We start from the raw sequence: 26,488 nt of genomic DNA on the forward strand, positions 1-26,488 counted from the left end.
CCGGCAACTGTACCGGTACAGTGTAGAGCGCCAATTGTTAGCCTGGGAAGCTGGCGCCAGGGGGCAAAACCTGAGGGTGTCGCTTTATTGAAAGAAAAAGACAGAATTGCGGCGGGATGTTAGCTGGCTAATTGCTTGATTCAGCGGCATTCCCTGGCGCTCCTGTTCTTTTCAATCGGTGACTCAATTGCATCCGGGTTTTTCTGGCGGACCACCGACGTTATCATTCGCGTCGATTTCTTTTCCGGACAGGACCCATGACTCAAGAACCTAGCACCCTCTATGCCAAGCTGCTTGGTGAAACCGCATCTATTACCTGGAAAGAGTTGGAGCCGTTCTTTGCCAAGGGTGCCCTATTGTGGGTCGACCCGGGTCTGGATTTGATCGCCGCCGCTGAGGCAATGGCGACGGACGAAGGCGAGAAAGTGGCTGCCTGGCTGGCCGCCGACAAAGTCGCCAAGCTGTCTGAAACGCGGGCGCTGGATCTTTTCGAACGTGACCCCGAGCTGTGGGCCGTGGTCGTTTCGCCGTGGATTATGATCCAGGAAAGGGCGACGAACTGAAGTCGTGCACTTTGTTGGTGCGGCGTTTGATCGCGCAAAAGTGTGTAGGTGAGTAGCGTGATGGCATGTTGCCGTAGAGAAAGGCCACAGAAGGGTCTTGGCGAGGGTGACGTAAACGTAACGGGAACAGTTTATTGAGCAGCCGTCGGGCTGCTTAATTGTTTCTGGATGTTGGGATTTGCGGTGAATCGGGGCGCCATCGCGGGCAAGCCCGCTCCCACACTATCCATGTCGAACTCAACATTTGTGAACGACACGGAACCTGTGGGAGCGGGCTTGCCCGCGATGGGGGCGACGCGGTTTTCAATCAGACCGAAAACGTCTTGCCCGTATGGTTATTCAGCGAAATAACCTTGGTCTTGCCAATCCGGTGACGGTAGATCTCGCGCAGGTACTTGATCGCCTTCTTCACGCAATCGCGCGACAGGCGGATGTCGTTGATCGAGACAAACTTGTCCTTGTCATTGATCAGCTCGCGGTACTTCTTCTCGTACATTGGTTTGATCGCGTACCAGTTGGTGTCGAGGATCTTCGCCGGGTTTTCGAATTCATTGAGCAACTCGTCGATCCGGTCCTCATCGAATTCTTCATTGATGATGAAGTCCAGGATCGAGTTATCCAGCGTTTCGTCGAAGCGGTACGGATTTTTCGCGAAGCAACGCTTGATGAACGCCACGATCAGGGTCAGGAAGTCGTCCGACAGGCACGGGCTCTTTGCGATCAACGTGGTCAACGACAGGTTGGCCGAAGCGCCGATCACCAGCGCGTAGCGCTTGAGCGTGGTGTTCGGGAACAGGCTGTTGAGATGCGTCTTCAACCGGTTCAGGTCCATGTAGGACAGCTTGTAGTCTTTCGGTAGTGAAACGATCGAGACCACCGACGAGCAGTTCTTGAAGAAGTGCAGGTCGTGCAACGCGGCCGCGTCGTAACCGGAATTCTTGTACTGCTCCAGGGACGCGCGATAACGCTTGGACTCGATCGGCAGCAGGCTGATGCCTTCGATCGCTTGCGTCACTTTGTTGAAGTGCGGCAGGTCGATGGAGCGGAAGAACAGATCATCGATGTTCAGGCGCTGCGGCTCTTTCTCGAACACCTTGAATTTGTCGCTGCTTGGCGGCGGCGTTTCCGGCACCACGGATTCGGCATAGGCAATCGCCACCGGGCCGGCCAGGCTCATGAACAGGTCGTTGGCGTCGAGACGAATGGTCTCGCCGATGTCGATGCCGGCACGACGGAAATAGTTCTGGTCGTAGTCAGTCGTGACCGCCTGCGCCGTCAGAATGTTGAAGATCTGCTGCGAGATGTACTGGTTGGCGTGCTTTTCCATCGCGTTGACGTCGATGTTCTGAATGTTGCCGTCATCGCTTTCTTCGGCGTACCGCATGATGTCGTTGGAGATCAGCATCATCGCGTTCCATGGGCGGATACGGCCCATGACACTGGCTTCGCTGCTGTCTTCATTGGCGAAGTTGTAGGAGAAGTCCCACTCTTCCGACAGGTATTTACACAGCAGGCGACCGGCGTTGATGTGCAGCGCCTCGGACATTTCGCTGCGGTGATCGGAAATATTCGGCAGCACACAGATGCCGCTGGTGAAGATCGGCTCGAAGACAAAGGAATGACCGCTCTTGCCGTCATGCTCGTCCATCGGCTTGGTGTCGAACGTCTTGTTCATGTACGAGTGCTGCTGGGCCAGGCCGAATTCCGAGGCCATGCCCGAACCGGTACCACCGCCGGCACTGAAAATCGAGAAATACAGGCGCGACTGGTTGGCCTTGATGCCGCAGCTGTCGATCAGGTACGAGTGAATCATTTTCCAGTCGGGGCTGGAGAAACGCTGGGTGTCCTTGTTCAGGATAATCTTGGCCAGGTACTGACCGAGGATCGGCGCGTTACCGGCGCCACCGGCGTGGACTTCCGACAAGTCCATGATTTTCATTTTGCTGTAGTCGCGCAGGAAGCCGCTTTTTTCGCCCTTGCGCGAGAAACGGATGCGACCGGCGATGTCTTTGTCCAGGTCGCCGAGCATTACCAGAGGCTCGACCAGGAACACCGGCTTGGTGGCTTTGTTCGGCCCCAGGCGCAGGTTGTTGCGGATCCACTGCGCCGGGCTGTAACCCTTTTCAGCGTAGCGTTTGTCCGCCGAGGGACGGTCTTCGTTGTTGAATTCGTTGAGGTAGAACTTGCGGGCGTTGTACACCAGCTCCGCGACGTCCAGCGCAATGTTTGAACCGCAACGGCCCAGACCGATCAGGCACACCGAAGGGAATTCCTGATCGCTATGCTGTTCGCTGTCGCCATCCTGGTGTGCAGGGCGCGGGAACACCATGTCGCGCAGCCCGTCGAGGTTGTCGAGGATGCGGTCGGTGTTGGTTTCGGTGAAATACAGGTATTGCTGACTGGCCAGCGGGCGTGATGCAACCAATGGCTTCGACGATGAGGGGCTGTTTGCCGCGGGGCTCAGTGTCAGATCGGAAACCGCAGTGGCCGGATTATTTTTAGAAGTCATTGGGCGCCATGTACCTGGGCTGATGGGCCCGGCAACATGCTGTCGCCGAACCTTCACGGAATAGTAACTCGCGACTTTTTCAGCGCGTATTTCGCCCAAGCGTCATGGCCGAAGCCTGAGCATCGCTCGGGGGGAATCCTTTCCTAAGTCATGATGAATCGGCCAGTATTCAGCGATCTTTAATCAAAAGGAGGCTAAATGATGTCAACGCTACCTTCGTTGGGTTTCGCCGGAATTGGCCTGATGGGATTGCCCATGTGCCTGCGTCTGTTGGCTGCGGGGTATCCGCTGACGGTGTGGAATCGCAATCCGGCCAAGTGCACGCCCTTGGTCGAGGCCGGCGCCCGGCAAGTGGCGACAGCGGCCGAGCTGTGCCAACACGCCGATGTGGTGATGCTATGCCTGGCGGACACGTCGGTAGTGCGCGAGGTGGTTTTTGGCCCCGCCGGCATTGCCAGCGGCGCGAAAAGTGGTCAGTTGCTGGTGGATTTTTCCAGTCTGGAGCCCACCGCGACGCGGGAAATGGCCACGGCGCTTGCCGACCAGTGCGGCATGAATTGGCTGGACGCACCGGTGTCCGGCGGGGTGGTCGGTGCCGAGGCGGGCAGCCTGGCGATAATGGTCGGCGGCGCGGCAGAGGATGTTGAACGGGTCAGGCCGGTGCTGTTGAGCCTCGGTCAACGGGTGACGCACATGGGCGGCGTCGGCGCCGGCCAGGTGACCAAGGCCTGCAACCAGATGATCGTCGCCTGCAATGCGCTGGTGATCGCCGAAGTGGTGGCATTGGCCGAGCGTTCCGGGGTCGACGCAGGTCTGATCGCAGAAGCCCTGGCCGGTGGTTTCGCCGATTCCAGACCCTTGCAGATCCTTGCTCCGCAAATGGCCGAGAACCGTTTCGAACCCGTGAAGTGGCATGTCCGCACGTTGCTCAAGGACCTCGACACCGCTGTGAAGTTTTCCCGCGAACAGGGCTCATCCACCCCGATCAGCGGATTGGCCGCACAACTGATGCGCCTGCATGGAGCGCAGGGGTTTTTGGAAAAAGATCCGTCGACGCTAGTGCAAATGTACCGCGCGCCAGGGGCAGAGGACTGACGGGACAGGCGTGTTTGCGCTGATTGATTTCGTTCAGCACCGGACGCAATTCAGCCAGCGGCACCGGACGGCTGAGCAGGTAGCCCTGAACGAAGTCGCAGCCCTGGCGTTCGAGAAAGTCATATTGCTCGAACGTTTCGACGCCTTCGGTGACCACCTGTAAATGCAGGGTATGGGCCATGGCGATAATGGCCTGGACGATTTCCATGTCTTGGGTCGCCCTGGGAATGTCCTGGATGAACGAGCGGTCGATCTTGAGCGTGTTCAGCGGCAGGCGCTTGAGGTAGGCCAGTGATGAATAACCGGTGCCGAAATCGTCGATCGACAGGGAGACCCCGAGCGCCCGGCTCTGGCGCAGCAGCGCCAGGGTGTCGGTGAGGTTGCCCATCAACGCGTTCTCGGTGACTTCCAGTTCCAGCCGTTGCGGCGCGACTCCGCAGATGCGCAAGGCCTGTTCGATTTCATTGGCCAGGTCTTCGCGCGCAAGGTTCAGCGGTGAGCAGTTCACGGCGATTTTCAGTTCTTCGCAGCCCTGACGGGACAGTTCGCCAAGGTCCTCGCAAGCCTGGCGCAGTACCCAGTTGTCCAGTTCGGCGATCAGGCCGTTGGCTTCGGCAATGGCGATGAATCGATCCGGCGCCAGCAGCCCGTGAACCGGGTGTTGCCAGCGAATCAGCGCTTCGAGCTTGGTGACCTGGCCGGTTTTCAGGTCATAGATGGGTTGGTAAAACAGCAGCAGCCCGTCGTCGTTGCGCAAGGCGTGCCGCAGTTCTTCTTCGACTTGCAGTTCCAGCGTGGCACGAGCCTTCAGGTGCGGGCTGAAAAAATGCAGCCCGTTGCGCCCATTGCCCTTGGACTGATACAGCGCCAGGTCGGCGTTTTTCAGCAGTTCTTCGCACGTTTTGCCGTCTTGCGGGAACAGGCTGATGCCGATGCTGGTGGTCATGACCATGCTGCGACCGGCCAGCTCGATAGGCTCTTTCATTTTCAACATGATGCGCTGGGCCATGTGCCGCGCTTCTTCGGGGTCATGCAAGCCGATGAGGATGCAAAATTCGTCACCGCCGAAGCGCGCGACCACATCTTCGTGGCTGCGAACCGAACTCTTGATGTGGCTGGCCAGAACCTTGAGCATCAGGTCCCCGGCGTCATGGCCAAGGCTGTCGTTGATCCGCTTGAAGTGATCGATGTCGAGAAACATCACTGCCAGCATCCCGCCTTCGTTGGTTTTCTCGCTCAGCTTTTCGGCGAAGAGTTGGTTGAATCCACGGCGATTGATCAGGTTGGTCAGTGCGTCGTAGTGCGCCACCTGTTGCAACGACAGGCGCGCCTGATCAAGCTGACTGAGCAGGGCATTGACCCGTTGCAGGTCGCCTTCCTTGTGTTGAAGTTTCTTGTCGGCCATTGCCGCGCTGATGCTGCTGCCGATGATCAGCAACATCATGACCGCCACCGTCACGCCCAATTGCAGATGATTGTTGTCGTTGGGAAGCGACTGAAGGCTGCCTTCTGGAAGCACCAGGTTGAGTGCTGCCATACCGGTGAAATGCATGCTGACGATGCCGGCCCCGAGCACAAGGCTGGCGGTGTACTTGAGCAGCTGATGAACCACACCGCTGCCCTCGCTCAGGTGCCTGGAAATCAACAGCGCGGCCAGGCTGGCGCCGATGGCGATCACGATGGAGAGGGCCAACAGCGTCGGGTCGTAATAGGCCGTCGCCGTCGAGCGCATCGCGGCCATGCCTATGTAGTGCATGGTTGCGATGCCAAGGCCGATCCACACCGCCGCGCGCAAGTACTGCCAGACGCTCAGATGGGCATGGCTGAGCGTCTGCATCGCCAGCCACGAGGCAGTCAGTGCGAACAACAACGAAATCAGGGTGATGGGGAGCTGGTAGTGGATTTCGATTGGCGCCTGGAACGCCAGCATGCTGATGAAATGCATGGCCCAGATGCCGCCCGCCAGGCACCCGGCACCGACCCAGCGCCAGATGCGCTGGGAAGTTGACTTTTCGGTATGACCGATCCGCTCGGTGATGCCCAGGGTGGCGAATCCGGCCGCGCACGCGACCACGTAGGCCAGCAGCACCAGGAACGGGTTATGTGTGCAATTGAGAATGACCTGACCGCTTTCTGGCAGCTGGGTAGTGAAATACACATCAGGCCACTGCATCCGTTCGCCCCGTATTGGTCAGCCTGCCGGTGCGTTGGAGTATAGAGGCCGTACAAGGAGTGCAAGCGGTAGTGGCACATTGACGCCGATGATTTTGGAATTAGCTTTATTACTGTCAGTACTAAGCCTTAGGCGATCTGCTCGTATGGCACTTGGAATTCAGGCTGCAGGGCCGGCAGTCCGAACGCGGCCCGCGCCGCGTCGCAGTCTACGTTCGCTTCGCCATTGGCCCAGGAGGCATCGAACTCGCGGCAGGTGCTGGAGCGCTGATCGTAAATCGTGCATTGCACGGTGCTGCCGACTTCGCCTGACAGGGCGATGCAGCGCGTGGGTTTGCAGTCCGTGCCGAGCATCGCCACACGGCTGGGGCTGATCGGCGCGACAAGGTCGTCAGGCACCGTTCCCCCGGATGAGGCGCATTCACCCCAGAAAAAGGACACGCGAAAATGGGAACAGCAGGCACCACAATTCAGACACGGACTGGCTTCGGACATGGGCGATAGTCAAAGAGGGATAGGGGGAACGGTGGGGCAGCAAGGTCGCTATTCTAGGCTTCGCCATGGGCTTGGGAAGGGGGGCACAGAGGTATTTTTCAGCAGCCGGTCGGGTAAAGGAAAACGCTGCTCCCACAGAGTCTTCTGGGGATTGGCGGGCTCGGTTGTCATGGGCTGATATCAGTCTTGCGAATAATGACAGACAGCTCTGGCGGGCCTGACTAGATTGGAGGCTCCGGGGACAGTGAAAGCCCCAACAACAATAAAAAGAGACGGACCCCATGCAGAACTCGACCCAAGCGGCGAATGCCTGGCGCATTCTGTTCCTGCTGTTCCTGGCGAACCTGTTCAACTTCTTCGATCGAACCATTCCCGCCATCATCATCGAACCGATCCGCATGGAGTGGCACCTCAGCGACTTTCAGCTGGGGATCATCGGAACAGCATTCACCATCGTTTATGCGATTGCCGGCCTGCCGCTCGGGCGGATGGCCGATACCGGTTCGCGCAGCAAATTGATGGGTTGGGGTCTGGCGGCCTGGAGCGGCCTGACGGCGATCAACGGTCTGGTGGGCAGTTTCTGGTCATTCCTGATCGTACGCATGGGCATTGGCATCGGTGAAGCCAGTTACGCACCGGCCGCTAACTCGCTGATCGGCGACCTGTTTCCGGCCCACCGCCGGGCACGTGCGATGGGCATTTTCATGCTCGGCCTGCCATTGGGCTTGCTGCTGGCGTTTTTTACCATTGGCGCGATGGTCAAGGCATTCGACAGTTGGCGTGCGCCGTTCTTCATCGCTGCGGTGCCGGGGCTGATCCTGGCGATCTTCATGTTCTTCATTAAAGAGCCTAAACGCGGTGCAGCGGAAAGCGTGCAGGTGTCCCAGGAACGGGTCGACCGGCCGATTCGTCGAGTGCTGGCGGTCCCGACCTTCCTGTGGCTGGTGTTGGCGGGGTTGTGCTTCAACTTTGCGACCTATGCCTGCAACTCGTTCCTGGTGCCGATGCTGCAACGGTATTTTCTGATGCCGCTTCAGGAAGCGGCGGTGGCGACCGGCGTAATTGTCGGCGTGACCGGCTTGTTCGGCCTGACGCTCGGTGGCTGGGTTGCCGACAAGATTCACCAGCGGGTGGCCAATGGGCGACTGCTGTTTGCGGCATTCAGCCTGATCGTTTCGACCGTGTGCACCGCTTGGGCGCTGCATGCCGGACGGATCGAGATCGGGGTGTTTGTGGCGGTGTTCAGCCTGGGCTGGCTGTTTGCCTATAACTTCTACACCTGCGTCTACACGGCGATTCAGGACGTGGTCGAACCCCGGTTGCGGGCCACGGCGATGGCGCTGTTCTTTGCTGGCTTGTACTTGCTGGGCGGTGGTTTGGGACCGGTGGTGGTGGGTGGCCTGTCCGACCATTTTGCGCATACCGCGATGTTCGCCGCCGGTGCCGAACAGATGACCGAGGCGTTCAAGGCTGTGGGCTTGCACGACGCGATGTACTTGATCCCGGTGGCGCTGTTTTTCACCATGGTGTTTCTGTTCTTGGCTTCGCGGTGTTTTGTAAGGGATGCCAAGCGGATGAAGGACGGGTTGGTGGCGGTGGTTGAGCCTGTGGGTTCTGCGGTGACCGCTTAATCGCCATCGTCGGAATGCCGCCCAGACCAAACCCGCTCCCACAGGGGTTTATGTCGTTCGCATAACCTGTGGGAGCGGGCTTGCCCGCGATGAGGCCCTCAAGAACACCACAATAATCAAGCAGACAAAAAAGGCCCGCATCTCTGCGGGCCTTCTTGTTTAACGGTGGAGCAGGGGGCTTAACCCGCTACCAACACCCGGATCGCTTCCAGTCGCAGCGCCGCCTTGTCGAGCATGGCCAGCCCTTGCTCGCGCTGTTTGCGCAGGGCAACCAGTTCACTGTCGCGTACAGTCGGGTTGACCGCTTGCAACGCGGTCAGGCGCGCCAGTTCTTCCTCGGTATCGGCTGCCAGGCGACGTTTCGCTTCGGCAACGCGCTCGGCGTGACGCGGGAAGATTTTCTCTTCGCCAGCGTTGATCCGCGGCGTCAGCTGATCGCGCTGGGCCTGAATGAACTTGTTGGCGCTGGCACGAGGCACGCTTTCCAGTTGATCGTTCAAGGTCTCGAACGACACCCGGGCGGACAGGTCGTTGCCGTTGGCATCCAGCAAGCAGCGCAGGGCGGCCGGCGGCAGGTAACGGCCCAGTTGCAGCGAGCGCGGGGCAACCACTTCACTGACGTAGAGCAGTTCCAGCAACACGGTGCCGGGTTTCAGTGCCTTGTTCTTGATCAGTGCCACGGCGGTGTTGCCCATGGAACCGGACAACACCAGGTCCATGCCGCCCTGCACCATCGGGTGCTCCCAGGTGATGAATTGCATGTCTTCGCGAGACAGCGCCTGGTTGCGGTCGTAGGTGATGGTCACGCCTTCGTCGTCGCCCAGCGGGAAGCTGGCGTCGAGCATTTTTTCGCTCGGCTTGAGGATCAGCGCGTTTTCCGAATGGTCTTCGCTGTCGATACCGAAGGCATCGAACAGGGTTTCCATGTAGATCGGCAGGGTGAACTGGTCGTCTTGCTCAAGGATGTCCTCGACCAGCGCGTCACCTTCGCCAGCGCCGCCGGAGTTGAGTTCCAGCAGGCGGTCACGGCCGGTGTGCAGTTCAGCTTCCAGACGCTCACGCTCGCTGCGGGCTTCGTCGATCAGCGCTTGCCACTCGCCGTCGTCGGCGTTTTCCAGCAGCGGCAGCAGACGCGGGCCGAACTGATGCTGCAAGGCGTTGCCGGTCGGGCAGGTGTTGAGGAAAGCGTTCAGCGCTTCGTGGTACCACTGGAACAGGCGCTCCTGCGGGCTGGTTTCCAGGTACGGCACGTGCAGTTCGATGATGTGCTTCTGGCCGATCCGGTCCAGACGCCCGATACGCTGCTCCAGCAGATCCGGGTGGGACGGCAGGTCGAACAGCACCAGGTGGTGCGAGAACTGGAAGTTGCGACCTTCACTGCCGATTTCCGAGCAGATCAGCACTTGCGCGCCAAATTCTTCATCGGCGAAATAGGCGGCGGCGCGGTCACGCTCGAGGATGTTCATGCCCTCGTGGAACACCGTGGCCGGAATGCCGGAACGTACGCGCAGGGCATCTTCCAGGTCCATGGCGGTTTCGGCGTGGGCGCAGATGACCAGCACTTTGGTGCGCTTGAGCATCTTCAGTGTGTCGATCAGCCACTCAACACGCGGGTCGAATTTCCACCAGCGTTCTTCTTCGTTGGCGTCCGGCTGGGCCTGGAAGCTGACTTCCGGGTACAACTCAGCGTGATCGCCCAACGGCAGTTCGAGGTATTCGTCCGGGCACGGCAGCGGGTACGGATGCAGCTTGCGCTCCGGGAAACCCTGCACGGCGGCGCGGGTGTTGCGAAACAGCACGCGGCCGGTGCCGTGGCGGTCCAGCAATTCGCGGACAAGGCGGGCGCTGGCTTCGGTGTCGCCATCGTTCACCGCGGTCAGCAAGGCTTCGCCTTCGTTGCCGAGGAAACCGTGAATGGTCTTGTGCGCTTCAGGCGACAGGCGCCCTTTGTCCAGCAGCTCCTGAACGGCCTCGGCCACCGGGCGATAGTTTTCGCTCTCGGCGCGGAAGGCGTGCAGGTCATGAAAACGGTTCGGATCGAGCAGACGCAGACGGGCGAAGTGGCTGTCCTGACCCAGTTGTTCCGGGGTCGCAGTCAGCAGCAGGACGCCGGGAATAACTTCGGCCAGTTGCTCGACCAGCGAATATTCAGGGCTGGCCTTTTCTTCGTGCCACACCAGGTGGTGCGCTTCGTCGACGACCATCAGGTCCCAACCCGCGGCGAACAGTGCGTCCTGGGCTTTCTCGTCTTCTACCAGCCACTCCAGAGCCACCAGCGCGAGCTGAGTGTCTTCGAACGGGTTGGCGGCATCGCTTTCGATGAAACGTTCTTCGTCGAACAGCGCGACTTGCAGGTTGAAACGGCGGCGCATCTCGACCAGCCACTGGTGCTGCAGGTTCTCCGGAACCAGGATCAGCACGCGGTTGGCGCGGCCCGAGAGCAGTTGGCGATGGATCACCAGACCGGCTTCAATGGTTTTACCCAGGCCCACTTCGTCGGCCAGCAATACCCGTGGAGCAATGCGGTCGGCGACTTCACGGGCGATGTGCAGCTGATGCGCGATCGGTTGCGCACGCACGCCACCCAGTCCCCACAGCGAGGATTGCAATTGGCGACTGGTGTGTTCCAGGGTGTTGTAGCGCAGTGAGAACCAGGGCAGCGGGTCGATCTGCCCGGCGAACAGACGGTCGCTGGCCAGGCGGAACTGAATGAAGTTCGACAGTTGGGTTTCTGGCAGGGTGACCACTTCGTTTTGCGCGTTGAGGCCGTGGTAGACCAGCAGGCCGTCGACGTCGTCGACTTCCTGGACCGTCAGTTTCCAGCCTTCGAAGTGAGTGATCGAATCGCCCGGCGAAAATCGCACGCGGGTGAGGGGCGCATTCCGTAGCGCGTACTGGCGAGTCTCGCCAGTGGCCGGATAGAGCACGGTCAACAAGCGGCCGTCCTGTGCCAGAACGGTGCCTAAACCCAGCTCGGCTTCGCTGTCACTGATCCAGCGTTGCCCCGGTTGATACTGCTGCGCCATGCTGCCTGACTCCCACCTTGAAAAAGCGGGCTATCTTAACGGAATGAGGGCTTCAGGGCCAAAGGACTCTCATAAATACTCGCAGACTTACGTTAGTCCAATGATGCGGCGTGTGTCGGTTCGGGCACCAATCCGTGCCAAACCGGTCACAGTTTGCGACCGATGGCTCAAGTCGCCATCCCCTCAGCCGACAGCCTGCTGACAGGAGACTACTAATTATGCTGCCACCGATGCTCCCCTTGAGTGCCGTGCCGATCACCTCACAGCACGACCCGATCCGCCAGCGCCCGGATATTCCGCCTGTCGTGCCGGTGCAGGAAAGCTCTAACGAAAGCACGATCGACCTGCAACAGCGCGATCCCGAAGAGGCAGCTTTTCAGCTGCGCGAGGAGCAGCGCCGCAAGCTTGAGCGCGATCGGCGACGTCGTGAGGCTGATGAGGATCCGCAGGAGCATTTGGCGGTTCCTGGTGATGAACTCAATGCCGACAATACTGTGCCGGTGGCGCCGTTGATGGAGGATCAGCCGCGTCAGGGGTTGTGGGTCGATATCCAGATTTGAGGTTGCGGCTGGTCAGCGCTGGCGCCAGGCCGCATTATTGCGACAAACCTGCCGAACGATGTATTGAGCACCATGAGCCAAGATGACAAGTTGATTGATCTTAATTCTGAACGCGCCAAGCGGGTTCATGACCTCAATGAAAAGCGTCTGAATGAAGTGCGTCAGGCGTTTGAGCAGGCGATGCCATTAGGCAAAGCCAAGAAAAAGCCGAAGAACAAACCGAAAAAGCGTTGAAGTACTCTGCATCGTTTGATGCAGGTCAGTTATTTCCCCTCCTTTACGCCCTGTCTTGGGTGACATTGATCCTGGTCAATTTTCTCTTCTGCCTGATTGGTTAACTTAGCCCCATCGCAACAGGGCAAGTGCAGGAGGGACGTCATGTTTTTCGATAACGTGGTGATCGCCGGAGTGCTGACAGTTGGCCTCATGGTTCTGTTTTTCGCAGGGTTTGGATTTTTTATCTGGAAGGATTCGCATAAGCGTAAGCCGTAGGTCTTTCTGGGTGTAATGAGCACGCAAGGCATTTTGGGCAACTTCGGTTGCCCTTTTTTTTGCCCACGAAAATCTGACAGGCAATAAAGTCCACTTGTAGGAGCTGTCGAGTGAAACGAGGCTGCGATCTTTTGACTTTGATTTTTTAAGACCAAGATCAAAAGATCGCAGCCTCGTTTCACTCGACAGCTCCTGCAGGGAATCCGGTTCGGCGTGAAAGCTCGGCAATAAAAAAGGCGCGAACCTCACGGTGCGCGCCTTTTTCGTTGCAGCTAAATATCAGCTGCCCAGTGCCTTCGAGGCCAGCCAGAACAGGCCGGCCGACAGGGCCACTGTTGCTGGCAGGGTCAGGACCCAGGCCAGCAGGATGGTTTTGACGGTGCCGCCTTGCAGGCCGCTTTTGTTGGCGACCATGGTGCCGGCGACGCCGGACGACAGGACGTGTGTGGTGGAGACCGGCAGGCTGAAGATGTTCGCCAGGCCGATCATGCACGCGGTGGTGATTTGTGCCGACATGCCTTGGGCATAGGTCATGCCTTGCTTGCCGATCTTCTCGCCGATGGTCAGTACCACGCGTTTCCAACCCACCATGGTCCCGAGGCCGAGGGCCAGGGCGACGGCCAGAATCACCCAGAACGGGGCGTATTCGGTGGTGGTGGTCAGGTCTTTGCGCAGTTTGTCCAGGTCAGCTTTTTCACGGGCTGCCAGGGTAGGCAATTTGCTGACTTTCTTCGCAGTGTCGTCCAGGCAAAGCAGGTAGCGACGCACTTCGATGCGGCTGTCCGATGGCAGCGAATGGTAGTCCGCTACACCTTTAAGGGTGCCGAGCAGGGCAGTGATGGTCGGTTCGGTCTGTTGCGGGTTGCAACGGAATTTCTCCGGCAGATCGCCTTCCACGCTTTTGCCCAGCGCCAGGAACTCGCCCAGGGTGTCGGAATTGCGCTTATAGAACTGGCTCAGGTGCAAGGTCGCATCGCGGGTACGCTCGATCTGGTAAGTCGTGCTGCTCAGGTCGAGTACGAACTGCGCCGGCACGATACCGATCAGCACCAGCATGATCAGGCCGATACCTTTCTGACCGTCGTTGGAACCGTGCACGAAGCTCACGGCCATGGCCGAGATCACCAGTACCAGGCGGTTCCAGAACGGTGGGTGCTTCTTGTCGTCGAGCTTGCGGCGCTGGTCCGGTGTCTTGTGCATCTTGGACAGGGGACGCCACCATTTAAGGCCGATCAGCACCAGCGCGGCGACGATGAAACCCGCCAGAGGCGAGAACACCAGGGACGCACCGATATCGATCGCCTTCTGCCAGTTCACGCCATCGGCCAACGGAATATCGTTGATCAAGGCGTTCGCCAGGCCGACACCGAGGATCGAACCGATCAGTGTATGGGAGCTGGAGGCGGGGATACCGAAGTACCAGGTGCCCAGGTTCCAGGTGATGGCGGCGGCAAGCAACGAGAACACCATGGCCAGTCCGTGACCGGTGTTCACATTGATCAGCAGTTCTACCGGGAGCAGGTGGACGATGGCATACGCCACGCCAACACCGCCCAGCAGCACGCCGAGGAAGTTGAACACACCGGAAAAGAACACCGCCAGATGAGGCGGCATGGCTTTGGTGTAGATAACAGTGGCCACCGCGTTAGCGGTGTCATGAAAGCCGTTGATGAACTCGAAGGCGAGGACAAAGGCCAGGGCGAGCAAGAGGCTCACAAGCACCCAAGCATCTAGTCCGCTGAATAAATCGATCATGAAGGTTTTCTGACCCGGTCATAAGGGGGCGCGATTATGCCAGAAAAGACTGCTAATCGATGCACTTGCTGCTCATCGGTAACATTCTTCAATGAATTAGTTTGTGCTGATAGCTTATGCCCCAGCTTTTTCCGGGGTTTTGCAAGTCATTGAATTCTTGAGAAAAGGCCGCAGCCACAAGGGTTTCGCTCGTGAAGTCGAGAGGCTTGACCGCTTGTGTGAAATATCTGAAAAGAGGGTCGGGCATGCACCATTTGCCTCAACCGATGGATGAGGTTGCCGCTGCCCGCTTGTAGCGGGCGCGAAAGGCACCATCCATACAACCCGCTTTTAACAGGTGCAGATGCAGACCCTTGGAAGGATTCAGGCCGAGGCAATCATGGCTCTTCGGCTTTGAGTTCCTTTTCCATCTTTTGCAATTCCTGGGTGAACGCCTGATCCTGAACGGTGGCGCGTTTACGCCAAGGTTTGCGCTCGGGTTCGGGCTGAGCGGCGTAGGTGGTGACTTCCCCGCCGTAAACTTCCTTGTAACGTTGTTCCTGGCGCTCAAGTTCCGCGCGCAGTTCGTCTTTCGTCACAGTGCTACCTGTATGAGTTGAGATAAATTCTGGTGAAACGCACTGCATGAATCTATTGACCACACTTGCCGAAAGGGCAATGCCCGACAAGGCATCGTTTTACGGCAGGTGAACAACACTTCCATGTTGCAGGCGGCCACGGCACCAGAGAAAAACAGCTGACGTAGCATCAGTTACCTATTTCAGCGCGCGCGTTGGCCGAGCATATGAAATGAGCGTCAAGCGTTTGCTGCGGGCAGCGACGGTAGAGTACCGGGCTGTCGAGTGGCTGAGCCGGCACGTAAAAACCGGTCACCACTGAGATCCATTATAGCGGTCGAACGGAAGAACACTATCTCCGCTGAGTTAAAAGTAGTTCACCGTGTGTGATTGTTTTGTTAATAGCAACTTTTTCGGCAACTACGCCTCGATGATGTCACTCGGCGCCGATGTCTTTCTGGCGCCATAAAGTCGAGCAAGTTACGCCCATTACATCGCGCCTTAAAGTCCGTGATCTATCAAGAAAAAATAACATCTAGTGCCGACGTTAACATTAGGGCGTACGCAAGGCAGGCGTTCGCTGGTGTCGATTGCGATTATCGGTCGATGGTTCGATAATCGCCCAATCTTGGCGGCCGGCGGCTTGTGTGCAGAACCGGTAGCCGCTTGTAATAGCCGCTGATCCGTGTAGGAAAGGACCTGATATGAATGATCAAATGCGCAACTCCTTCGCTTCAGTGGCACCGCCAATCGTGGCCTCGCCCGCCAAGCGCATCCAGGCCCTGACCGGCGACCCGGATTTCATGACCTCCCTGGCCCGGGGCCTCGCGGTGGTGCAAGCGTTCCAGGAGCGCAAGCGGCACCTGACGATTGCCCAGATCAGTCACCGCACGGAAATTCCCCGCGCTGCTGTGCGACGTTGCCTGCATACCCTGATCAAACTCGGCTATGCCACCACTGACGGTCGCACCTATTCGCTGCTGCCCAAGGTGTTGACCCTGGGGCATGCCTATTTATCCTCTACGCCACTGGCGGTATCCGCCCAGCCGTATCTTGACCGCATGAGTGAACAGCTTCACGAGGCTTGCAACATGGCGACGCTGGAGGGCGACGACATTTTGTACATCGCGCGCTCGGCCACGACCCAGCGCCTGATTTCCGTGGACCTGTCGGTGGGCGGGCGACTGCCGGCCTATTGCACGTCCATGGGCAGGATTCTTCTCGCGGCGCTGGACGACACTTCGCTGCGCGAGTACCTCGACCATGCGGAGTTCCAGCCCAAGACCAGCCGAACCCTGCACACCCCCGAGGCGCTGCTCGAATGCCTGCAAGAAGTGCGGCAGCAAGGCTGGTGCATTGTCGATCAGGAACTGGAGCAAGGCCTGCGTTCCATTGCCGTTCCGGTGTACGACGCTTCCGGTCAGGTCGTGGCCGCGCTGAACGTCAGTACCCACGCGGGACGGGTCAGCCGCAATGAACTGGAGCAACGTTTCCTGCCCGGTTTGCTGAGCGCCAGTCGCGACCTCAGCGCGCAACTGTTTGCCTGAGCCTTCTTCTAAGCTGTTCGATAAACGCACAGTGTCGCGTTTATCGAATTGACGCTCTTTCCCCGGGATCATTACTGTCGCGGCAGCGCCAGCCTTGGCTGGCACCTGTCCGACTGCGTTCTTGCGTGGAATAAAAATAATGAACCAGCCTCAGTCTGCTGTAGGAAACTGCCTCGATGTGCAGTCCTTCATCAATGCTCAACCCATTTCGCGCTACCAGTGGCGAGTGGTGATCCTGTGTTTTCTGATTGTCTTTCTCGATGGCCTCGACACCGCGGCGATGGGCTTCATCGCACCGGCCCTGTCTCAGGATTGGGGTATCGATCGCGCCAGTCTCGGCCCGGTGATGAGTGCCGCGTTGATCGGCATGGTCTTTGGCGCGCTGGGCTCCGGCCCGCTGGCTGACCGCTTCGGGCGAAAAGTCGTACTGGTCGGCGCGGTGTTGCTGTTCGGCGTCTTCAGCCTGGCGTCGGCCTACAGCACTAACGTTGATCAATTGTTGGTGCTGCGATTCCTGACCGGCCTGGGTCTGGGCGCCGGCATGCCGAACGCCACGACGTTACTGTCGGAATACACCCCGGAGCGCAAAAAATCCCTGCTGGTGACCAGCATGTTCTGCGGCTTCAACCTCGGCATGGCCGGCGGCGGGTTTATCTCGGCCAAACTGATTCCTGCGTTCGGCTGGCACAGTCTGCTGTTGATTGGCGGGATTCTGCCGCTGATCCTCGCCGTCGTATTGCTGTTCTGGTTGCCGGAATCGGCGCGTTACCTGGTCGTGCGCAATCGCGGCACCGATAAAGTGCGCAAGACCCTGGCCCCCATCGATCCGACCGTTGTCGCCCAAGCCTCGAGCTTCAGCGTACCGGAACAAAAAAGCGTGAAGGCGCGCAACGTGTTTGCGGTGATTTTCTCCGGCACCTACAGCACCGGCACCTTGTTGCTGTGGCTGACGTACTTCATGGGCCTGGTGATCGTTTACCTGTTGACGAGCTGGCTGCCGACGCTGATGCGTGACAGCGGCGCGAGCATGGAGAAAGCAGCGTTCATTGGCGCACTGTTCCAGTTTGGCGGCGTTTTGAGCGCCGTGGGTGTGGGATGGGCGATGGACCGGTTCAATCCGCACAAGGTCATCGGCATTTTCTACCTGCTGGCCGGGGTGTTTGCCTACGCGGTAGGGCAGAGCCTGGGCAACATCACGCTCTTGGCGACGCTGGTGCTGGTGGCCGGGATGTGCGTCAACGGCGCGCAGTCGGCGATGCCGTCGCTGGCCGCGCGGTTTTACCCGACTCAAGGGCGCGCGACCGGTGTCTCATGGATGCTGGGGATTGGCCGGTTTGGCGCGATCCTCGGGGCCTGGATGGGCGCGACGTTGCTCGGTTTGGGCTGGAGTTTCGAACAGGTGCTGACGGCGCTGGTGATTCCGGCAGCCGTGGCGACCACCGCCGTGGTGATCAAGGGCATGGTCAGTCACGCGGATGCGACCTGACGGTATATGAGCGTTACTAGATCGTTCCCACGCTCTGCGTGGGAACGATCAGACGATCAAAGTCGACGATCGGTAGCCGAACAACAATCTGTTCGATAAACGAACACTCAGTCGATTATCGGATTGTTTGACGTTTTGCGCAGGCTTAATCTTCAGTCATTCCGGCGCAGCGCATCGCGCCTTTTTCTTCCACTGTCGGTTAATAAAAACGGGAGCCTGCCCCATGGCTGAAATCCTTTCGCTGCACGACGCGGTGAAGCAGTTCGTCAACGACGGCGATACCGTCGCGCTCGAAGGCTTCACTCACCTGATCCCTACGGCGGCGGGTCACGAAATCATTCGCCAGGGCAAGAAAGATCTGACGCTGGTGCGAATGACGCCTGACCTGATCTACGACCAGTTGATCGGCGCCGGTTGTGCTCGCAAGCTGATTTTCTCCTGGGGCGGCAACCCGGGCGTCGGCTCGCTGCACCGTCTGCGTGATGCGGTCGAGAAGCAGTGGCCGCATGCGCTGGAAATCGAAGAGCACAGCCACGCCGACCTGGCCAATGCCTACGTCGCGGGTGCCTCTGGCCTGCCGTTCGCGGTGCTGCGAGCCTACGCTGGTTCCGACCTGCCGAAGGTCAACCCGCTGATCAAAACCGTGACCTGCCCATTCACCGGTGAAGCGTTGGCCGCCGTACCTTCGGTGCGCCCGGACATCACCGTGATCCACGCGCAGAAAGCCGACCGCAAAGGCAACGTGCTGTTGTGGGGCATTCTCGGTGTGCAGAAAGAAGCTGCGCTGGCCGCCAAGCGTTGCATCGTGACCGTTGAAGAAATCGTCGACGACCTCAATGCTCCGATGAACTCCTGCGTACTGCCGACCTGGGCCTTGAGCGCGGTCTGCCACGTCCCTGGCGGTGCGCATCCGTCCTACGCCCATGGGTACAACGAACGCGACAACCGTTTCTACCAGGCTTGGGACCCGATTGCCCGCGACCGTGAAACCTTCACCGCGTGGATCAACGAATACATCCACGGCTGCGCTGACTTCAGCGAGTTCCAGGCCAAGCTGGCCGCTGCTTCGGAGGCCAAGTAATGACTTACACCACCAATGAAATGATGACGGTTGCCGCCGCCCGCCGCCTGAAAAACGGCTCAGTGTGCTTCGTCGGCATCGGCCTGCCATCGAAAGCGGCCAACCTGGCGCGCCTGACGTCTTCGCCGGATGTCGTGCTGATCTACGAATCGGGTCCGATCGGTGCCAAGCCAAGCGTATTGCCGCTGTCGATCGGTGACGGCGAGCTGGCCGAAACCGCTGACACCGTCGTCCCGACCGGTGAGATTTTTCGCTATTGGCTGCAGGGCGGGCGCATTGACGTCGGTTTCCTCGGCGCCGCGCAGGTCGACCGCTTCGGCAACATCAACACCACAGTGGTTGGCGATTACCACGCGCCGAAAGTCCGCCTGCCGGGTGCGGGCGGTGCGCCGGAGATCGCCGGTTCGGCCAAAAGCGTGCTGATCATTCTCAAACAGTCAGCGCGTTCCTTCGTCGACAAACTCGACTTCATTACGTCGGTCGGCCACGGCGAAGGCGGCGACTCGCGCAAGCGTCTCGGCCTGCCGGGCGCGGGCCCTGTCGGCATCATTACCGACCTGTGCATCATGGAGCCGGAAGCCGGCACCCATGAATTCGTGGTCACCGCACTGCACCCGGGCGTGACCCGCGAGCAAGTGACCGCCGCCACCGGCTGGGCGATTCGCTTTGCCGAAACCGTGGAAAACACCGCCGAGCCGACCGAGGTCGAATTGAAGGCGCTCAGGGATCTGGAAGCGCGCACTGCCGCCGCCCACGGCCAAGCACCCGGAGAAGCATGATGCGTGACGTTTATATTTGCGACGCGATTCGCACCCCCATCGGCCGTTTCGGCGGTGGCCTGTCGGCGGTGCGCGCCGACGACTTGGCCGCCGTGCCGATCAAGGCGTTGATGGAGCGCAACCCATCCGTGGACTGGAACGCGGTGGACGAAGTGTTCCTCGGCTGCGCCAACCAGGCCGGTGAAGACAACCGCAACGTGGCGCGTATGGCGCTGCTGTTGGCGGGGCTGCCGGAAACCATTCCGGGCGTGACCCTCAACCGTCTCTGCGCTTCCGGGATGGATGCCATCGGCACCGCATTCCGTGCCATCGCCAGCGGTGAAATGGAGTTGGCGATTGCCGGCGGCGTCGAGTCGATGTCCCGCGCACCGTTTGTGATGGGCAAGGCTGATGCGGCGTTCTCGCGCAACATGAAGCTGGAAGACACCACCATCGGCTGGCGCTTCATCAATCCGTTGATGAAAGCCCAATACGGTGTCGATGCGATGCCGCAGACCGCCGACAACGTGGCCGACGATTACCAAGTGTCCCGCGAAGATCAGGACGCTTTCGCGCTGCGTAGCCAGCAACGGACAGCCGCCGCGCAAGCTGCAGGATTTTTCGCTGAAGAAATCGTTGAAGTGCGCATTGCCCACAAAAAAGGGGAAACCGTCGTCAGCCAGGATGAACATCCTCGCGCCGACACCACCCTGGAAACCCTGGCGAAACTGAAACCGGTCAACGGTCCCGATAAAACGGTCACTGCCGGTAACGCATCGGGTGTGAACGATGGTGCCGCGGCGCTGATCCTGGCCTCGGCCGAAGCAGTGAAAAAACACGGTCTGACTGCCCGCGCCAAAGTGCTGGGCATGGCAAGTGCCGGTGTAGCGCCTCGGGTCATGGGGATTGGCCCGGTCCCGGCGGTGCGCAAACTGACCGAGCGCCTCGGTCTGGCCGTCAGCGATTTCGACGTGATCGAACTCAACGAAGCGTTCGCCAGCCAAGGCCTGGCGGTGCTGCGTGAATTGGGGCTGGCGGATGACGCGGCGCAGGTCAACCCGAACGGTGGCGCCATTGCTTTGGGCCATCCGCTGGGCATGAGCGGTGCGCGCCTGGTGCTGACTGCGTTGCATCAGCTGGAAAAAAACGGTGGCAAGAAAGGTCTGGCGACCATGTGTGTCGGCGTCGGCCAGGGTCTGGCCTTGGCGATCGAACGCGTCTGACGCGCAGCAGTGACAATAAGAACATAGGAAAGTGAAATGACTGACAAGCCTGGTTACCGCCGTCCGCAGGAAGGCACTCAGCCTGACTACCTGCACCCAGCCTATCAATCCACCAACCGTCGCTCGCCGTCCAAGCCGTTGGTGTTTTTGCCCCATTCGTTGTCGGAAATCACCGGCCCGACAGTCGGTGCAGAGCGCGTCAACGAGAAGGACAATGACCTGACCGCCCAGCACAAGGGCGAGCCTTTGGGCGAGCGCATCATCATTCATGGCCGTGTGCTGGATGAAAACGGTCTTGCGGTGCCGGGGATTCTGGTTGAGATCTGGCAGGCCAACGCCGCCGGTCGCTACAACCATGACCGCGACCTGCACGATGCGCCGCTGGACCCGAACTTCACCGGGACCGGCCGCACCGTGACCGACGCCGATGGCTGGTATCAATTCCAGACCATCAAGCCCGGCGCCTATCCGTGGGGCAACCACCACAATGCCTGGCGCCCGGCGCACATCCATTTCTCACTGTTCGGACCGAGCATCCTGACGCGTCTGGTCACGCAAATGTATTTCCCGGGCGACCCGCTACTGGCTTATGACCCGATCTACAACTGCGTGCCCGATACCAGCGCCAAAGAGCGCTTGATCGCCAGTTTCGACCTGGAAAAAACCATCCCTTCCTATGCCCTCGGTTATCGTTGGGACATCGTCTTGCGCGGCCGCGATGCCACGCCGATGGAGAAATAAGATGACGCTGACTGCGACCACGTCCCACACCGTCGGACCTTACTACCACATCGGCCTGACCTGGCTGAACCGCGAAAACCTGACCGTCGAACACACCCTGGGCGAGCGCGTAGCGATCACCGGGCAAGTCATCGACGGCAATGGCGATATCGTCAACGACGCGATGCTGGAAATCTGGCAAGCCAATGCTGCCGGTAAGTACGACCACCCGGAAGACGATCAGGACAAACCGCTGGACCCGAACTTCGAAGGTTTTGGCCGGGTGCCGGTGGATGCCGAAGGGCGCTTCCGTTTCACCACCATCAAGCCTGGAACCGTGGAGGGCCTGAAGGGCTCGACTCAGGCACCGCATCTGGTGGTGCTGGTGTTTGCTCGCGGGTTGGTCAAGCACCTGCTGACGCGGATTTATTTCGACGCAGAACCAGCCAATGTGGCTGATCCGCTGCTCGAATGTGTACCGGCTGAACGCCGCGGTACGTTGCTGGCGAAGCAGGATGCGAGCGGTGTCTACCAGTGGAACGTGATCCTGCAGGGCACCGATGCCGAGACGGTGTTCTTCGATTATTGATTGATCACCGCAAACCCTGCTGATCGTTCCCACGCTCTGCGTGGGAATGCATCCCGTGACGCTCTGCGTCACAGTGGACGCGGAGCGTCCATGGCGGCATTCCCACGCAGAGCGTGGGAACGATCGGAATGAAGACTGCATCTGCGGAACGGGACTATTGCGAAGTGTGTCTAGACTCTCACTGTCCCCATTGAGTAAAAAAATAATGACTACACCCACGGCTACCCCCGTTCATTACACCGGCGAAGAGCGCAGCAAGCGGATCTTCGCCATTGTCGGTGCCTCGTCCGGCAACCTCGTGGAATGGTTCGACTTCTACGTGTATGCCTTTTGCGCGATTTATTTCGCCCCTGCCTTTTTCCCGTCCGATAACCCGACGGTGCAGCTGGTCAACACGGCGGGCGTGTTCGCCGCCGGGTTCCTGATGCGACCCATTGGCGGCTGGATTTTCGGCCGGGTGGCGGATAAGCACGGGCGCAAGAATTCGATGCTGATCTCGATTCTGATGATGTGCTTCGGTTCGTTGCTTATTGCTTGCCTGCCGACCTACAAGGACATCGGTGTCTGGGCACCGGTCATGCTGTTGTTCGCGCGTCTGATCCAGGGCCTGTCGGTGGGCGGCGAGTACGGCACCACCGCGACCTACATGAGTGAAATCGCCCTCAAGGGCCAGCGCGGTTTCTTTGCCTCGTTCCAGTACGTGACGCTGATTGGCGGCCAACTGTTGGCGGTGTCGCTGGTGGTGATCCTGCAACAGTTCCTCACCGAAGATGACTTGCGTGCCTACGGCTGGCGGATCCCGTTTGTGGTCGGTGCGGCGGCGGCGCTGATTTCGCTGTTCCTGCGTCGTACGCTCAAGGAAACCACCAGCAAGGAAATGCGTGAAAACAAGGACGCTGGCAGCATCACCGCCTTGTTCCGCGATCACAAGGCAGCTTTTATCACCGTGCTCGGTTACACCGCCGGTGGCTCGCTGATTTTCTACACCTTCACGACTTACATGCAGAAGTACCTGGTGAACACCGCCGGCATGCAGGCCAAGACCGCCAGCTACATCATGACCGGCGCGCTCTTCCTTTATATGTGCATGCAGCCGCTGTTCGGCATGCTCGCGGACAAGATCGGTCGTCGTAATTCCATGCTCTGGTTCGGCGCCCTCGGGACGCTGTTCACCGTGCCGATCCTGCTCAGCCTGAAAAGTATCAGCAGCCCGTTCCTGGCCTTTGTGCTGATTACCGTGGCGCTGGCGATCGTCAGTTTCTACACCTCCATCAGTGGCCTGGTAAAAGCCGAGATGTTCCCGCCCGAAGTGCGCGCACTGGGTGTCGGCCTGGCATACGCGGTGGCCAATGCGATCTTCGGCGGTTCAGCGGAATACGTGGCCCTGAGCCTCAAGGCCGGCGGTATGGAAAACTCCTTCTACTGGTACGTGACGGTGATGATGGCGGTGGCGTTCCTGTTCAGCCTGCGCTTGCCGAAAGAGGCGAAATACCTGCACCACGACCTTTGATTTATCCGCGTGGGCCACATTGGCCCACGCCTTCAGGGATTGTTTATGAACCAGCGACCGGGCAATCAATTGTTCGATGCCTATTTCACTGCCCGCGACATGCGTGAAGTGTTCTGCGATCAGGGCCGGGTTCAGGCCATGCTCGATGTCGAAGCAGCATTGGCACGAGCGCAAGCGCGAGTCGGCTTGATTCCACACACCGCTGTTGCGCCTATCGAAGCGGCCTGTCAGGCCGGGTTTTACGACTTTGCCGCGTTGGGCGAGGCGATTGCCACGGCCGGTAATTCGGCAATTCCGCTGGTCAAGGCATTGGGCAAGCACATTGCCGCCAACGATGCCGAGGCTGAGCGTTACGTGCATTTGGGCGCCACCAGTCAGGACGTGATGGACACCGGCCTGGTGTTGCAACTGCGCCAGGCGCTGGCGTTGATCGAATGTGATCTGGCGCAGCTGGGCGAAACGTTGGCCACCCAAGCGTTGCGCTACGTCGCCACTCCGCTGGCTGGCCGCACCTGGTTGCAACATGCGACGCCCGTCACCCTGGGCATGAAAATCGCCGGATGGCTGGGCGCGGTCAGCCGCAGCCGCCAACGGCTGCAAGAACTCAAGCCGCGGCTGTTGGTGCTGCAATTTGGCGGCGCTTCCGGGACCCTCGCGGCCCTCGGCGACCAGGCCATGCCGATTGCCGAAGCCTTGGCCGGTGAGCTGCAGCTGACGTTGCCGGAGCAACCCTGGCACACCCAGCGTGATCGTCTGGTGGAGTTCGGCTCGGTGCTGGGTTTGATCGCCGGTAGCCTCGGCAAGCTCGGCCGTGACATCAGCCTGTTAATGCAGACCGAAGCGGGGGAAGTGTTCGAACCCGCGGCGCCGGGCAAGGGCGGTTCTTCGACCATGCCGCACAAACGCAACCCCGTGGGCGCGGCGGTGCTGATCGGTGCGGCCACTCGCGTACCCGGTTTGCTCTCGACCCTGTTCAGCGCGATGCCCCAGGAACACGAACGCAGCCTGGGTTTGTGGCATGCCGAGTGGGAAACCCTGCCGGAGATTTGCTGCCTGGTGTCGGGCAGCCTGAAACAGGCGTTGCTGGTGGCCGATTCTCTGGAAGTGGACGCCGAACGCATGGCCCGCAACCTCGACCTGACCCAGGGCCTGGTGCTCGCCGAAGCGGTGAGCATCGTCCTGGCCCAGCGGGTTGGTCGCGATACTGCACACCATTTGCTGGAACAGTGTTGCAAACGCGCCGTGGCGCAACAGCGTCATCTGCGTGCGGTACTGGGTGAGGAACCGCAAGTGACCGCCCAGCTTTCTGCCGCTGAACTGGATCGTCTGATGGACCCCGCCAACTACCTCGGCCAGGCCCATACCTGGGTCGAGCGGGCGGTGGCTGAACATTCTGCATTGACTGCCTGAAGGAGATTGCTGTGGCTTTCGTACAACTCGCCGATGGCGAACTGCACTACCAAATTCAAGGGCCGGTCGACGCGCCCGTACTGGTGCTTTCCAACTCGTTGGGCACCGACCTGCACATGTGGGACGCGCAGATGGCGGCGTTCGCCGAGCATTTTCGCGTGCTGCGTTTCGACACCCGGGGCCACGGCAAATCGCTGGTGACGCCGGGGCCTTACAGCATCGAGCAATTGGGGCATGACGTGCTGGCGCTGCTGGATGCGCTGAACATAGAACGCGCACATTTCTGCGGGTTGTCGATGGGCGGTTTGATCGGCCAGTGGCTGGGGATCAACGCCGGCCAACGCCTGAATAAACTGGTGGTGTGCAACACCGCCGCGAAAATCGGCGATCCGTCGGTGTGGAACCCACGGATCGAAACCGTGTTGCGTGACGGTCCGGCTGCGATGGTCGCTTTGCGCGATGCCTCGATTGCGCGCTGGTTCACCGCCGATTTTGCCCAAGCCAATCCGGCGGTGGCGAAGCAGATCACTGACATGCTCGCGGCCACCTCGCCTGAGGGCTATGCGGCCAACTGCGCTGCCGTGCGTGATGCCGATTTCCGCGATCAGCTGTCTGCGATCAAGGTGCCGCTGCTGGTCATCGCCGGCACCGAAGACGCGGTCACGCCGCCGTCCGGCGGGCACTTCATTCAGGAGCACGTGCAGGGCGCCGAGTACGCCGAGTTCTACGCTGCGCACTTGTCCAACGTCCAGGCCGGCGACGCTTTCAGCGCGCGGGTGTTGGCATTTCTGGCTGGCCACTGAGGATTTTTTTGTGGACGAGAAACAACGTTACGACGAAGGTCTGAAAGTCCGTCGCGCGGTTTTGGGCGATGCCCACGTCGACCGCAGTCTGAACGCCCTGACCGAGTTCAACTCGGAATTTCAGGAGATGATCACCCGCCACGCGTGGGGCGATATTTGGACCCGTCCGGGCCTGCCGCGCCACACCCGCAGCCTGATCACCATGGCCATGCTGATCGGCATGAACCGCAACGAAGAACTCAAACTGCACCTGCGCGCCGCCGCCAACAACGGCGTGACTCGCGGCGAGATCAAGGAAGTGATCATGCAGAGCGCGATCTACTGCGGGATTCCGGCGGCCAATGCAACATTCCACCTCGCGGAGTCGGTGTGGGATGAGTTGGGAGTCGAATCTCGGGAATGATCCTCGGGATGTATGTTGCCTGACGGGCCGCCTTCGTCGGAACGCCGCCCGGAGCAAGCCCGCTCCCACAAGTGACGCGTTCAACTGTGGGAGCGGGCTTGCC

At 59.8% G+C, this 26,488-nt stretch carries 23 protein-coding genes; 17 read left to right on the top strand and 6 right to left on the bottom strand.

Going from position 1 to position 26,488, the window contains the following annotated elements:
• The first annotated feature begins 257 nt into the window (after positions 1-257).
• Positions 258-563: a DUF2288 domain-containing protein gene (locus BLQ41_RS11740; RefSeq protein WP_090180947.1), complete on the top strand. Its 306-nt coding sequence runs from the start codon at positions 258-260 to the stop codon at positions 561-563.
• 307 nt (positions 564-870) lie between these two features.
• Here BLQ41_RS11740 and BLQ41_RS11745 read toward each other — a convergent pair whose 3' ends face one another.
• A complete protein-coding gene (locus BLQ41_RS11745) occupies positions 871-3,072 on the bottom strand; it encodes a hypothetical protein (protein ID WP_090180949.1) in 2,202 nt (733 codons plus the stop codon).
• A gap of 198 nt (positions 3,073-3,270) precedes the next feature.
• Between BLQ41_RS11745 and BLQ41_RS11750 the strand changes: the two genes are divergently transcribed.
• On the top strand, positions 3,271-4,167 hold the full coding sequence (locus BLQ41_RS11750) for an NAD(P)-dependent oxidoreductase (protein ID WP_197678925.1): 897 nt from the start codon (positions 3,271-3,273) through the stop codon (positions 4,165-4,167).
• Here the strand turns inward: BLQ41_RS11750 and BLQ41_RS11755 are convergent.
• Complete coding sequence (locus BLQ41_RS11755) at positions 4,058-6,340, bottom strand: putative bifunctional diguanylate cyclase/phosphodiesterase (RefSeq protein WP_090180952.1); 2,283 nt, start codon at positions 6,338-6,340, stop codon at positions 4,058-4,060. The genes BLQ41_RS11750 and BLQ41_RS11755 overlap by 110 nt on opposite strands.
• A gap of 128 nt (positions 6,341-6,468) precedes the next feature.
• Complete coding sequence (locus tag BLQ41_RS11760; protein ID WP_090180955.1) at positions 6,469-6,834, bottom strand: YkgJ family cysteine cluster protein; 366 nt, start codon at positions 6,832-6,834, stop codon at positions 6,469-6,471.
• A 281-nt stretch (positions 6,835-7,115) separates the two neighbouring features.
• Between BLQ41_RS11760 and BLQ41_RS11765 the strand changes: the two genes are divergently transcribed.
• Positions 7,116-8,465 (top strand): spinster family MFS transporter, encoded by a 1,350-nt coding sequence (locus tag BLQ41_RS11765; RefSeq protein WP_090180958.1) that lies wholly within the window; start codon positions 7,116-7,118, stop codon positions 8,463-8,465.
• A 179-nt stretch (positions 8,466-8,644) separates the two neighbouring features.
• On the opposite strand, the gene rapA is transcribed toward BLQ41_RS11765, so the two are convergent.
• A complete protein-coding gene (gene rapA, locus BLQ41_RS11770; protein ID WP_090180961.1) occupies positions 8,645-11,491 on the bottom strand; it encodes an RNA polymerase-associated protein RapA in 2,847 nt (948 codons plus the stop codon).
• A 218-nt stretch (positions 11,492-11,709) separates the two neighbouring features.
• On the opposite strand from rapA, the gene BLQ41_RS11775 reads away from it, so the two are divergent.
• From BLQ41_RS11775 to ccoM, 3 genes are all read left to right on the top strand, one after another.
• A complete protein-coding gene (locus BLQ41_RS11775; protein WP_090180963.1) occupies positions 11,710-12,051 on the top strand; it encodes an aspartate-semialdehyde dehydrogenase in 342 nt (113 codons plus the stop codon).
• Positions 12,052-12,123: 72 nt separating this feature from the next.
• Positions 12,124-12,285: a hypothetical protein gene (locus tag BLQ41_RS30660; RefSeq protein ID WP_007935839.1), complete on the top strand. Its 162-nt coding sequence runs from the start codon at positions 12,124-12,126 to the stop codon at positions 12,283-12,285.
• Positions 12,286-12,429: 144 nt separating this feature from the next.
• Positions 12,430-12,543 (top strand): cytochrome c oxidase subunit CcoM, encoded by a 114-nt coding sequence (gene ccoM, locus BLQ41_RS31205; protein ID WP_010462558.1) that lies wholly within the window; start codon positions 12,430-12,432, stop codon positions 12,541-12,543.
• A gap of 279 nt (positions 12,544-12,822) precedes the next feature.
• Here the strand turns inward: ccoM and BLQ41_RS11785 are convergent, their stop codons facing one another.
• Positions 12,823-14,298 carry an inorganic phosphate transporter gene (locus BLQ41_RS11785; RefSeq protein ID WP_090180966.1) on the bottom strand — a complete coding sequence of 492 codons (1,476 nt, stop codon included), beginning with the start codon at positions 14,296-14,298 and terminating at the stop codon, positions 12,823-12,825.
• Between the two features lie 377 nt (positions 14,299-14,675).
• Entirely contained in the window at positions 14,676-14,876 is a 201-nt protein-coding gene (locus BLQ41_RS11790) for a hypothetical protein (RefSeq protein WP_007935837.1), read from the bottom strand.
• A gap of 683 nt (positions 14,877-15,559) precedes the next feature.
• Between BLQ41_RS11790 and pcaR the strand changes: the two genes are divergently transcribed.
• The 11 genes from pcaR (at position 15,560) to pcaC (ending at position 26,385) form a co-directional block, all read left to right on the top strand.
• Positions 15,560-16,402 (top strand): pca regulon transcriptional regulator PcaR, encoded by an 843-nt coding sequence (gene pcaR, locus BLQ41_RS11795; protein WP_090180969.1) that lies wholly within the window; start codon positions 15,560-15,562, stop codon positions 16,400-16,402.
• 139 nt (positions 16,403-16,541) lie between these two features.
• A complete protein-coding gene (locus BLQ41_RS11800) occupies positions 16,542-17,888 on the top strand; it encodes an MFS transporter (RefSeq protein ID WP_090180972.1) in 1,347 nt (448 codons plus the stop codon).
• Positions 17,889-18,111: 223 nt separating this feature from the next.
• On the top strand, positions 18,112-18,969 hold the full coding sequence (locus tag BLQ41_RS11805; protein WP_090180975.1) for a CoA transferase subunit A: 858 nt from the start codon (positions 18,112-18,114) through the stop codon (positions 18,967-18,969).
• The gene (locus BLQ41_RS11810; RefSeq protein WP_017336838.1) at positions 18,969-19,748 is read left to right on the top strand and encodes a CoA-transferase subunit beta; all 780 of its coding nucleotides are present in this window, start codon (positions 18,969-18,971) and stop codon (positions 19,746-19,748) included. The genes BLQ41_RS11805 and BLQ41_RS11810 overlap by 1 nt, the downstream gene beginning before the upstream one ends.
• Positions 19,745-20,950: a 3-oxoadipyl-CoA thiolase gene (gene pcaF, locus BLQ41_RS11815; RefSeq protein WP_197678926.1), complete on the top strand. Its 1,206-nt coding sequence runs from the start codon at positions 19,745-19,747 to the stop codon at positions 20,948-20,950. Before BLQ41_RS11810 ends, pcaF begins: the two co-directional genes overlap by 4 nt.
• A 36-nt stretch (positions 20,951-20,986) precedes the next feature.
• Positions 20,987-21,691, top strand: a complete 705-nt coding sequence (pcaH, locus tag BLQ41_RS11820; RefSeq protein ID WP_090180980.1) for a protocatechuate 3,4-dioxygenase subunit beta — start codon at positions 20,987-20,989, stop codon at positions 21,689-21,691.
• Position 21,692: 1 nt separating this feature from the next.
• On the top strand, positions 21,693-22,259 hold the full coding sequence (gene pcaG / locus BLQ41_RS11825; RefSeq protein ID WP_090180984.1) for a protocatechuate 3,4-dioxygenase subunit alpha: 567 nt from the start codon (positions 21,693-21,695) through the stop codon (positions 22,257-22,259).
• A 205-nt stretch (positions 22,260-22,464) separates the two neighbouring features.
• Positions 22,465-23,769 carry an MFS family transporter gene (locus BLQ41_RS11830; protein ID WP_090180987.1) on the top strand — a complete coding sequence of 435 codons (1,305 nt, stop codon included), beginning with the start codon at positions 22,465-22,467 and terminating at the stop codon, positions 23,767-23,769.
• Positions 23,770-23,814: 45 nt separating this feature from the next.
• Positions 23,815-25,179 (top strand): 3-carboxy-cis,cis-muconate cycloisomerase, encoded by a 1,365-nt coding sequence (locus BLQ41_RS11835; protein WP_090180990.1) that lies wholly within the window; start codon positions 23,815-23,817, stop codon positions 25,177-25,179.
• Between the two features lie 11 nt (positions 25,180-25,190).
• Positions 25,191-25,982 (top strand): 3-oxoadipate enol-lactonase, encoded by a 792-nt coding sequence (gene pcaD, locus BLQ41_RS11840; protein ID WP_090180993.1) that lies wholly within the window; start codon positions 25,191-25,193, stop codon positions 25,980-25,982.
• Between the two features lie 10 nt (positions 25,983-25,992).
• A complete protein-coding gene (pcaC, locus tag BLQ41_RS11845; RefSeq protein ID WP_033060940.1) occupies positions 25,993-26,385 on the top strand; it encodes a 4-carboxymuconolactone decarboxylase in 393 nt (130 codons plus the stop codon).
• The last annotated feature ends 103 nt before the right edge of the window (positions 26,386-26,488 follow it).

This window comes from Pseudomonas arsenicoxydans (assembly GCF_900103875.1).
GTDB lineage: Bacteria > Pseudomonadota > Gammaproteobacteria > Pseudomonadales > Pseudomonadaceae > Aquipseudomonas > Aquipseudomonas arsenicoxydans.

Excerpts from the sequence above, each read along its gene's own strand:
- BLQ41_RS11740 (WP_090180947.1), top strand. The coding sequence starts at position 258 with ATGACTCAAGAACCTAGCACCCTCTATGCCAAGCTGCTTGGTGAAACC.
- BLQ41_RS11745 (WP_090180949.1), bottom strand. The coding sequence starts at position 3,072 with ATGACTTCTAAAAATAATCCGGCCACTGCGGTTTCCGATCTGACACTG.
- BLQ41_RS11750 (WP_197678925.1), top strand. The coding sequence starts at position 3,271 with ATGATGTCAACGCTACCTTCGTTGGGTTTCGCCGGAATTGGCCTGATG.
- BLQ41_RS11755 (WP_090180952.1), bottom strand. The coding sequence starts at position 6,340 with ATGCAGTGGCCTGATGTGTATTTCACTACCCAGCTGCCAGAAAGCGGT.
- BLQ41_RS11760 (WP_090180955.1), bottom strand. The coding sequence starts at position 6,834 with ATGTCCGAAGCCAGTCCGTGTCTGAATTGTGGTGCCTGCTGTTCCCAT.
- BLQ41_RS11765 (WP_090180958.1), top strand. The coding sequence starts at position 7,116 with ATGCAGAACTCGACCCAAGCGGCGAATGCCTGGCGCATTCTGTTCCTG.
- rapA (WP_090180961.1), bottom strand. The coding sequence starts at position 11,491 with ATGGCGCAGCAGTATCAACCGGGGCAACGCTGGATCAGTGACAGCGAA.
- BLQ41_RS11775 (WP_090180963.1), top strand. The coding sequence starts at position 11,710 with ATGCTGCCACCGATGCTCCCCTTGAGTGCCGTGCCGATCACCTCACAG.
- BLQ41_RS30660 (WP_007935839.1), top strand. The coding sequence starts at position 12,124 with ATGAGCCAAGATGACAAGTTGATTGATCTTAATTCTGAACGCGCCAAG.
- ccoM (WP_010462558.1), top strand. The coding sequence starts at position 12,430 with ATGTTTTTCGATAACGTGGTGATCGCCGGAGTGCTGACAGTTGGCCTC.
- BLQ41_RS11785 (WP_090180966.1), bottom strand. The coding sequence starts at position 14,298 with ATGATCGATTTATTCAGCGGACTAGATGCTTGGGTGCTTGTGAGCCTC.
- pcaR (WP_090180969.1), top strand. The coding sequence starts at position 15,560 with ATGAATGATCAAATGCGCAACTCCTTCGCTTCAGTGGCACCGCCAATC.
- BLQ41_RS11800 (WP_090180972.1), top strand. The coding sequence starts at position 16,542 with ATGAACCAGCCTCAGTCTGCTGTAGGAAACTGCCTCGATGTGCAGTCC.
- BLQ41_RS11805 (WP_090180975.1), top strand. The coding sequence starts at position 18,112 with ATGGCTGAAATCCTTTCGCTGCACGACGCGGTGAAGCAGTTCGTCAAC.
- BLQ41_RS11810 (WP_017336838.1), top strand. The coding sequence starts at position 18,969 with ATGACTTACACCACCAATGAAATGATGACGGTTGCCGCCGCCCGCCGC.
- pcaF (WP_197678926.1), top strand. The coding sequence starts at position 19,745 with ATGATGCGTGACGTTTATATTTGCGACGCGATTCGCACCCCCATCGGC.
- pcaH (WP_090180980.1), top strand. The coding sequence starts at position 20,987 with ATGACTGACAAGCCTGGTTACCGCCGTCCGCAGGAAGGCACTCAGCCT.
- pcaG (WP_090180984.1), top strand. The coding sequence starts at position 21,693 with ATGACGCTGACTGCGACCACGTCCCACACCGTCGGACCTTACTACCAC.
- BLQ41_RS11830 (WP_090180987.1), top strand. The coding sequence starts at position 22,465 with ATGACTACACCCACGGCTACCCCCGTTCATTACACCGGCGAAGAGCGC.
- BLQ41_RS11835 (WP_090180990.1), top strand. The coding sequence starts at position 23,815 with ATGAACCAGCGACCGGGCAATCAATTGTTCGATGCCTATTTCACTGCC.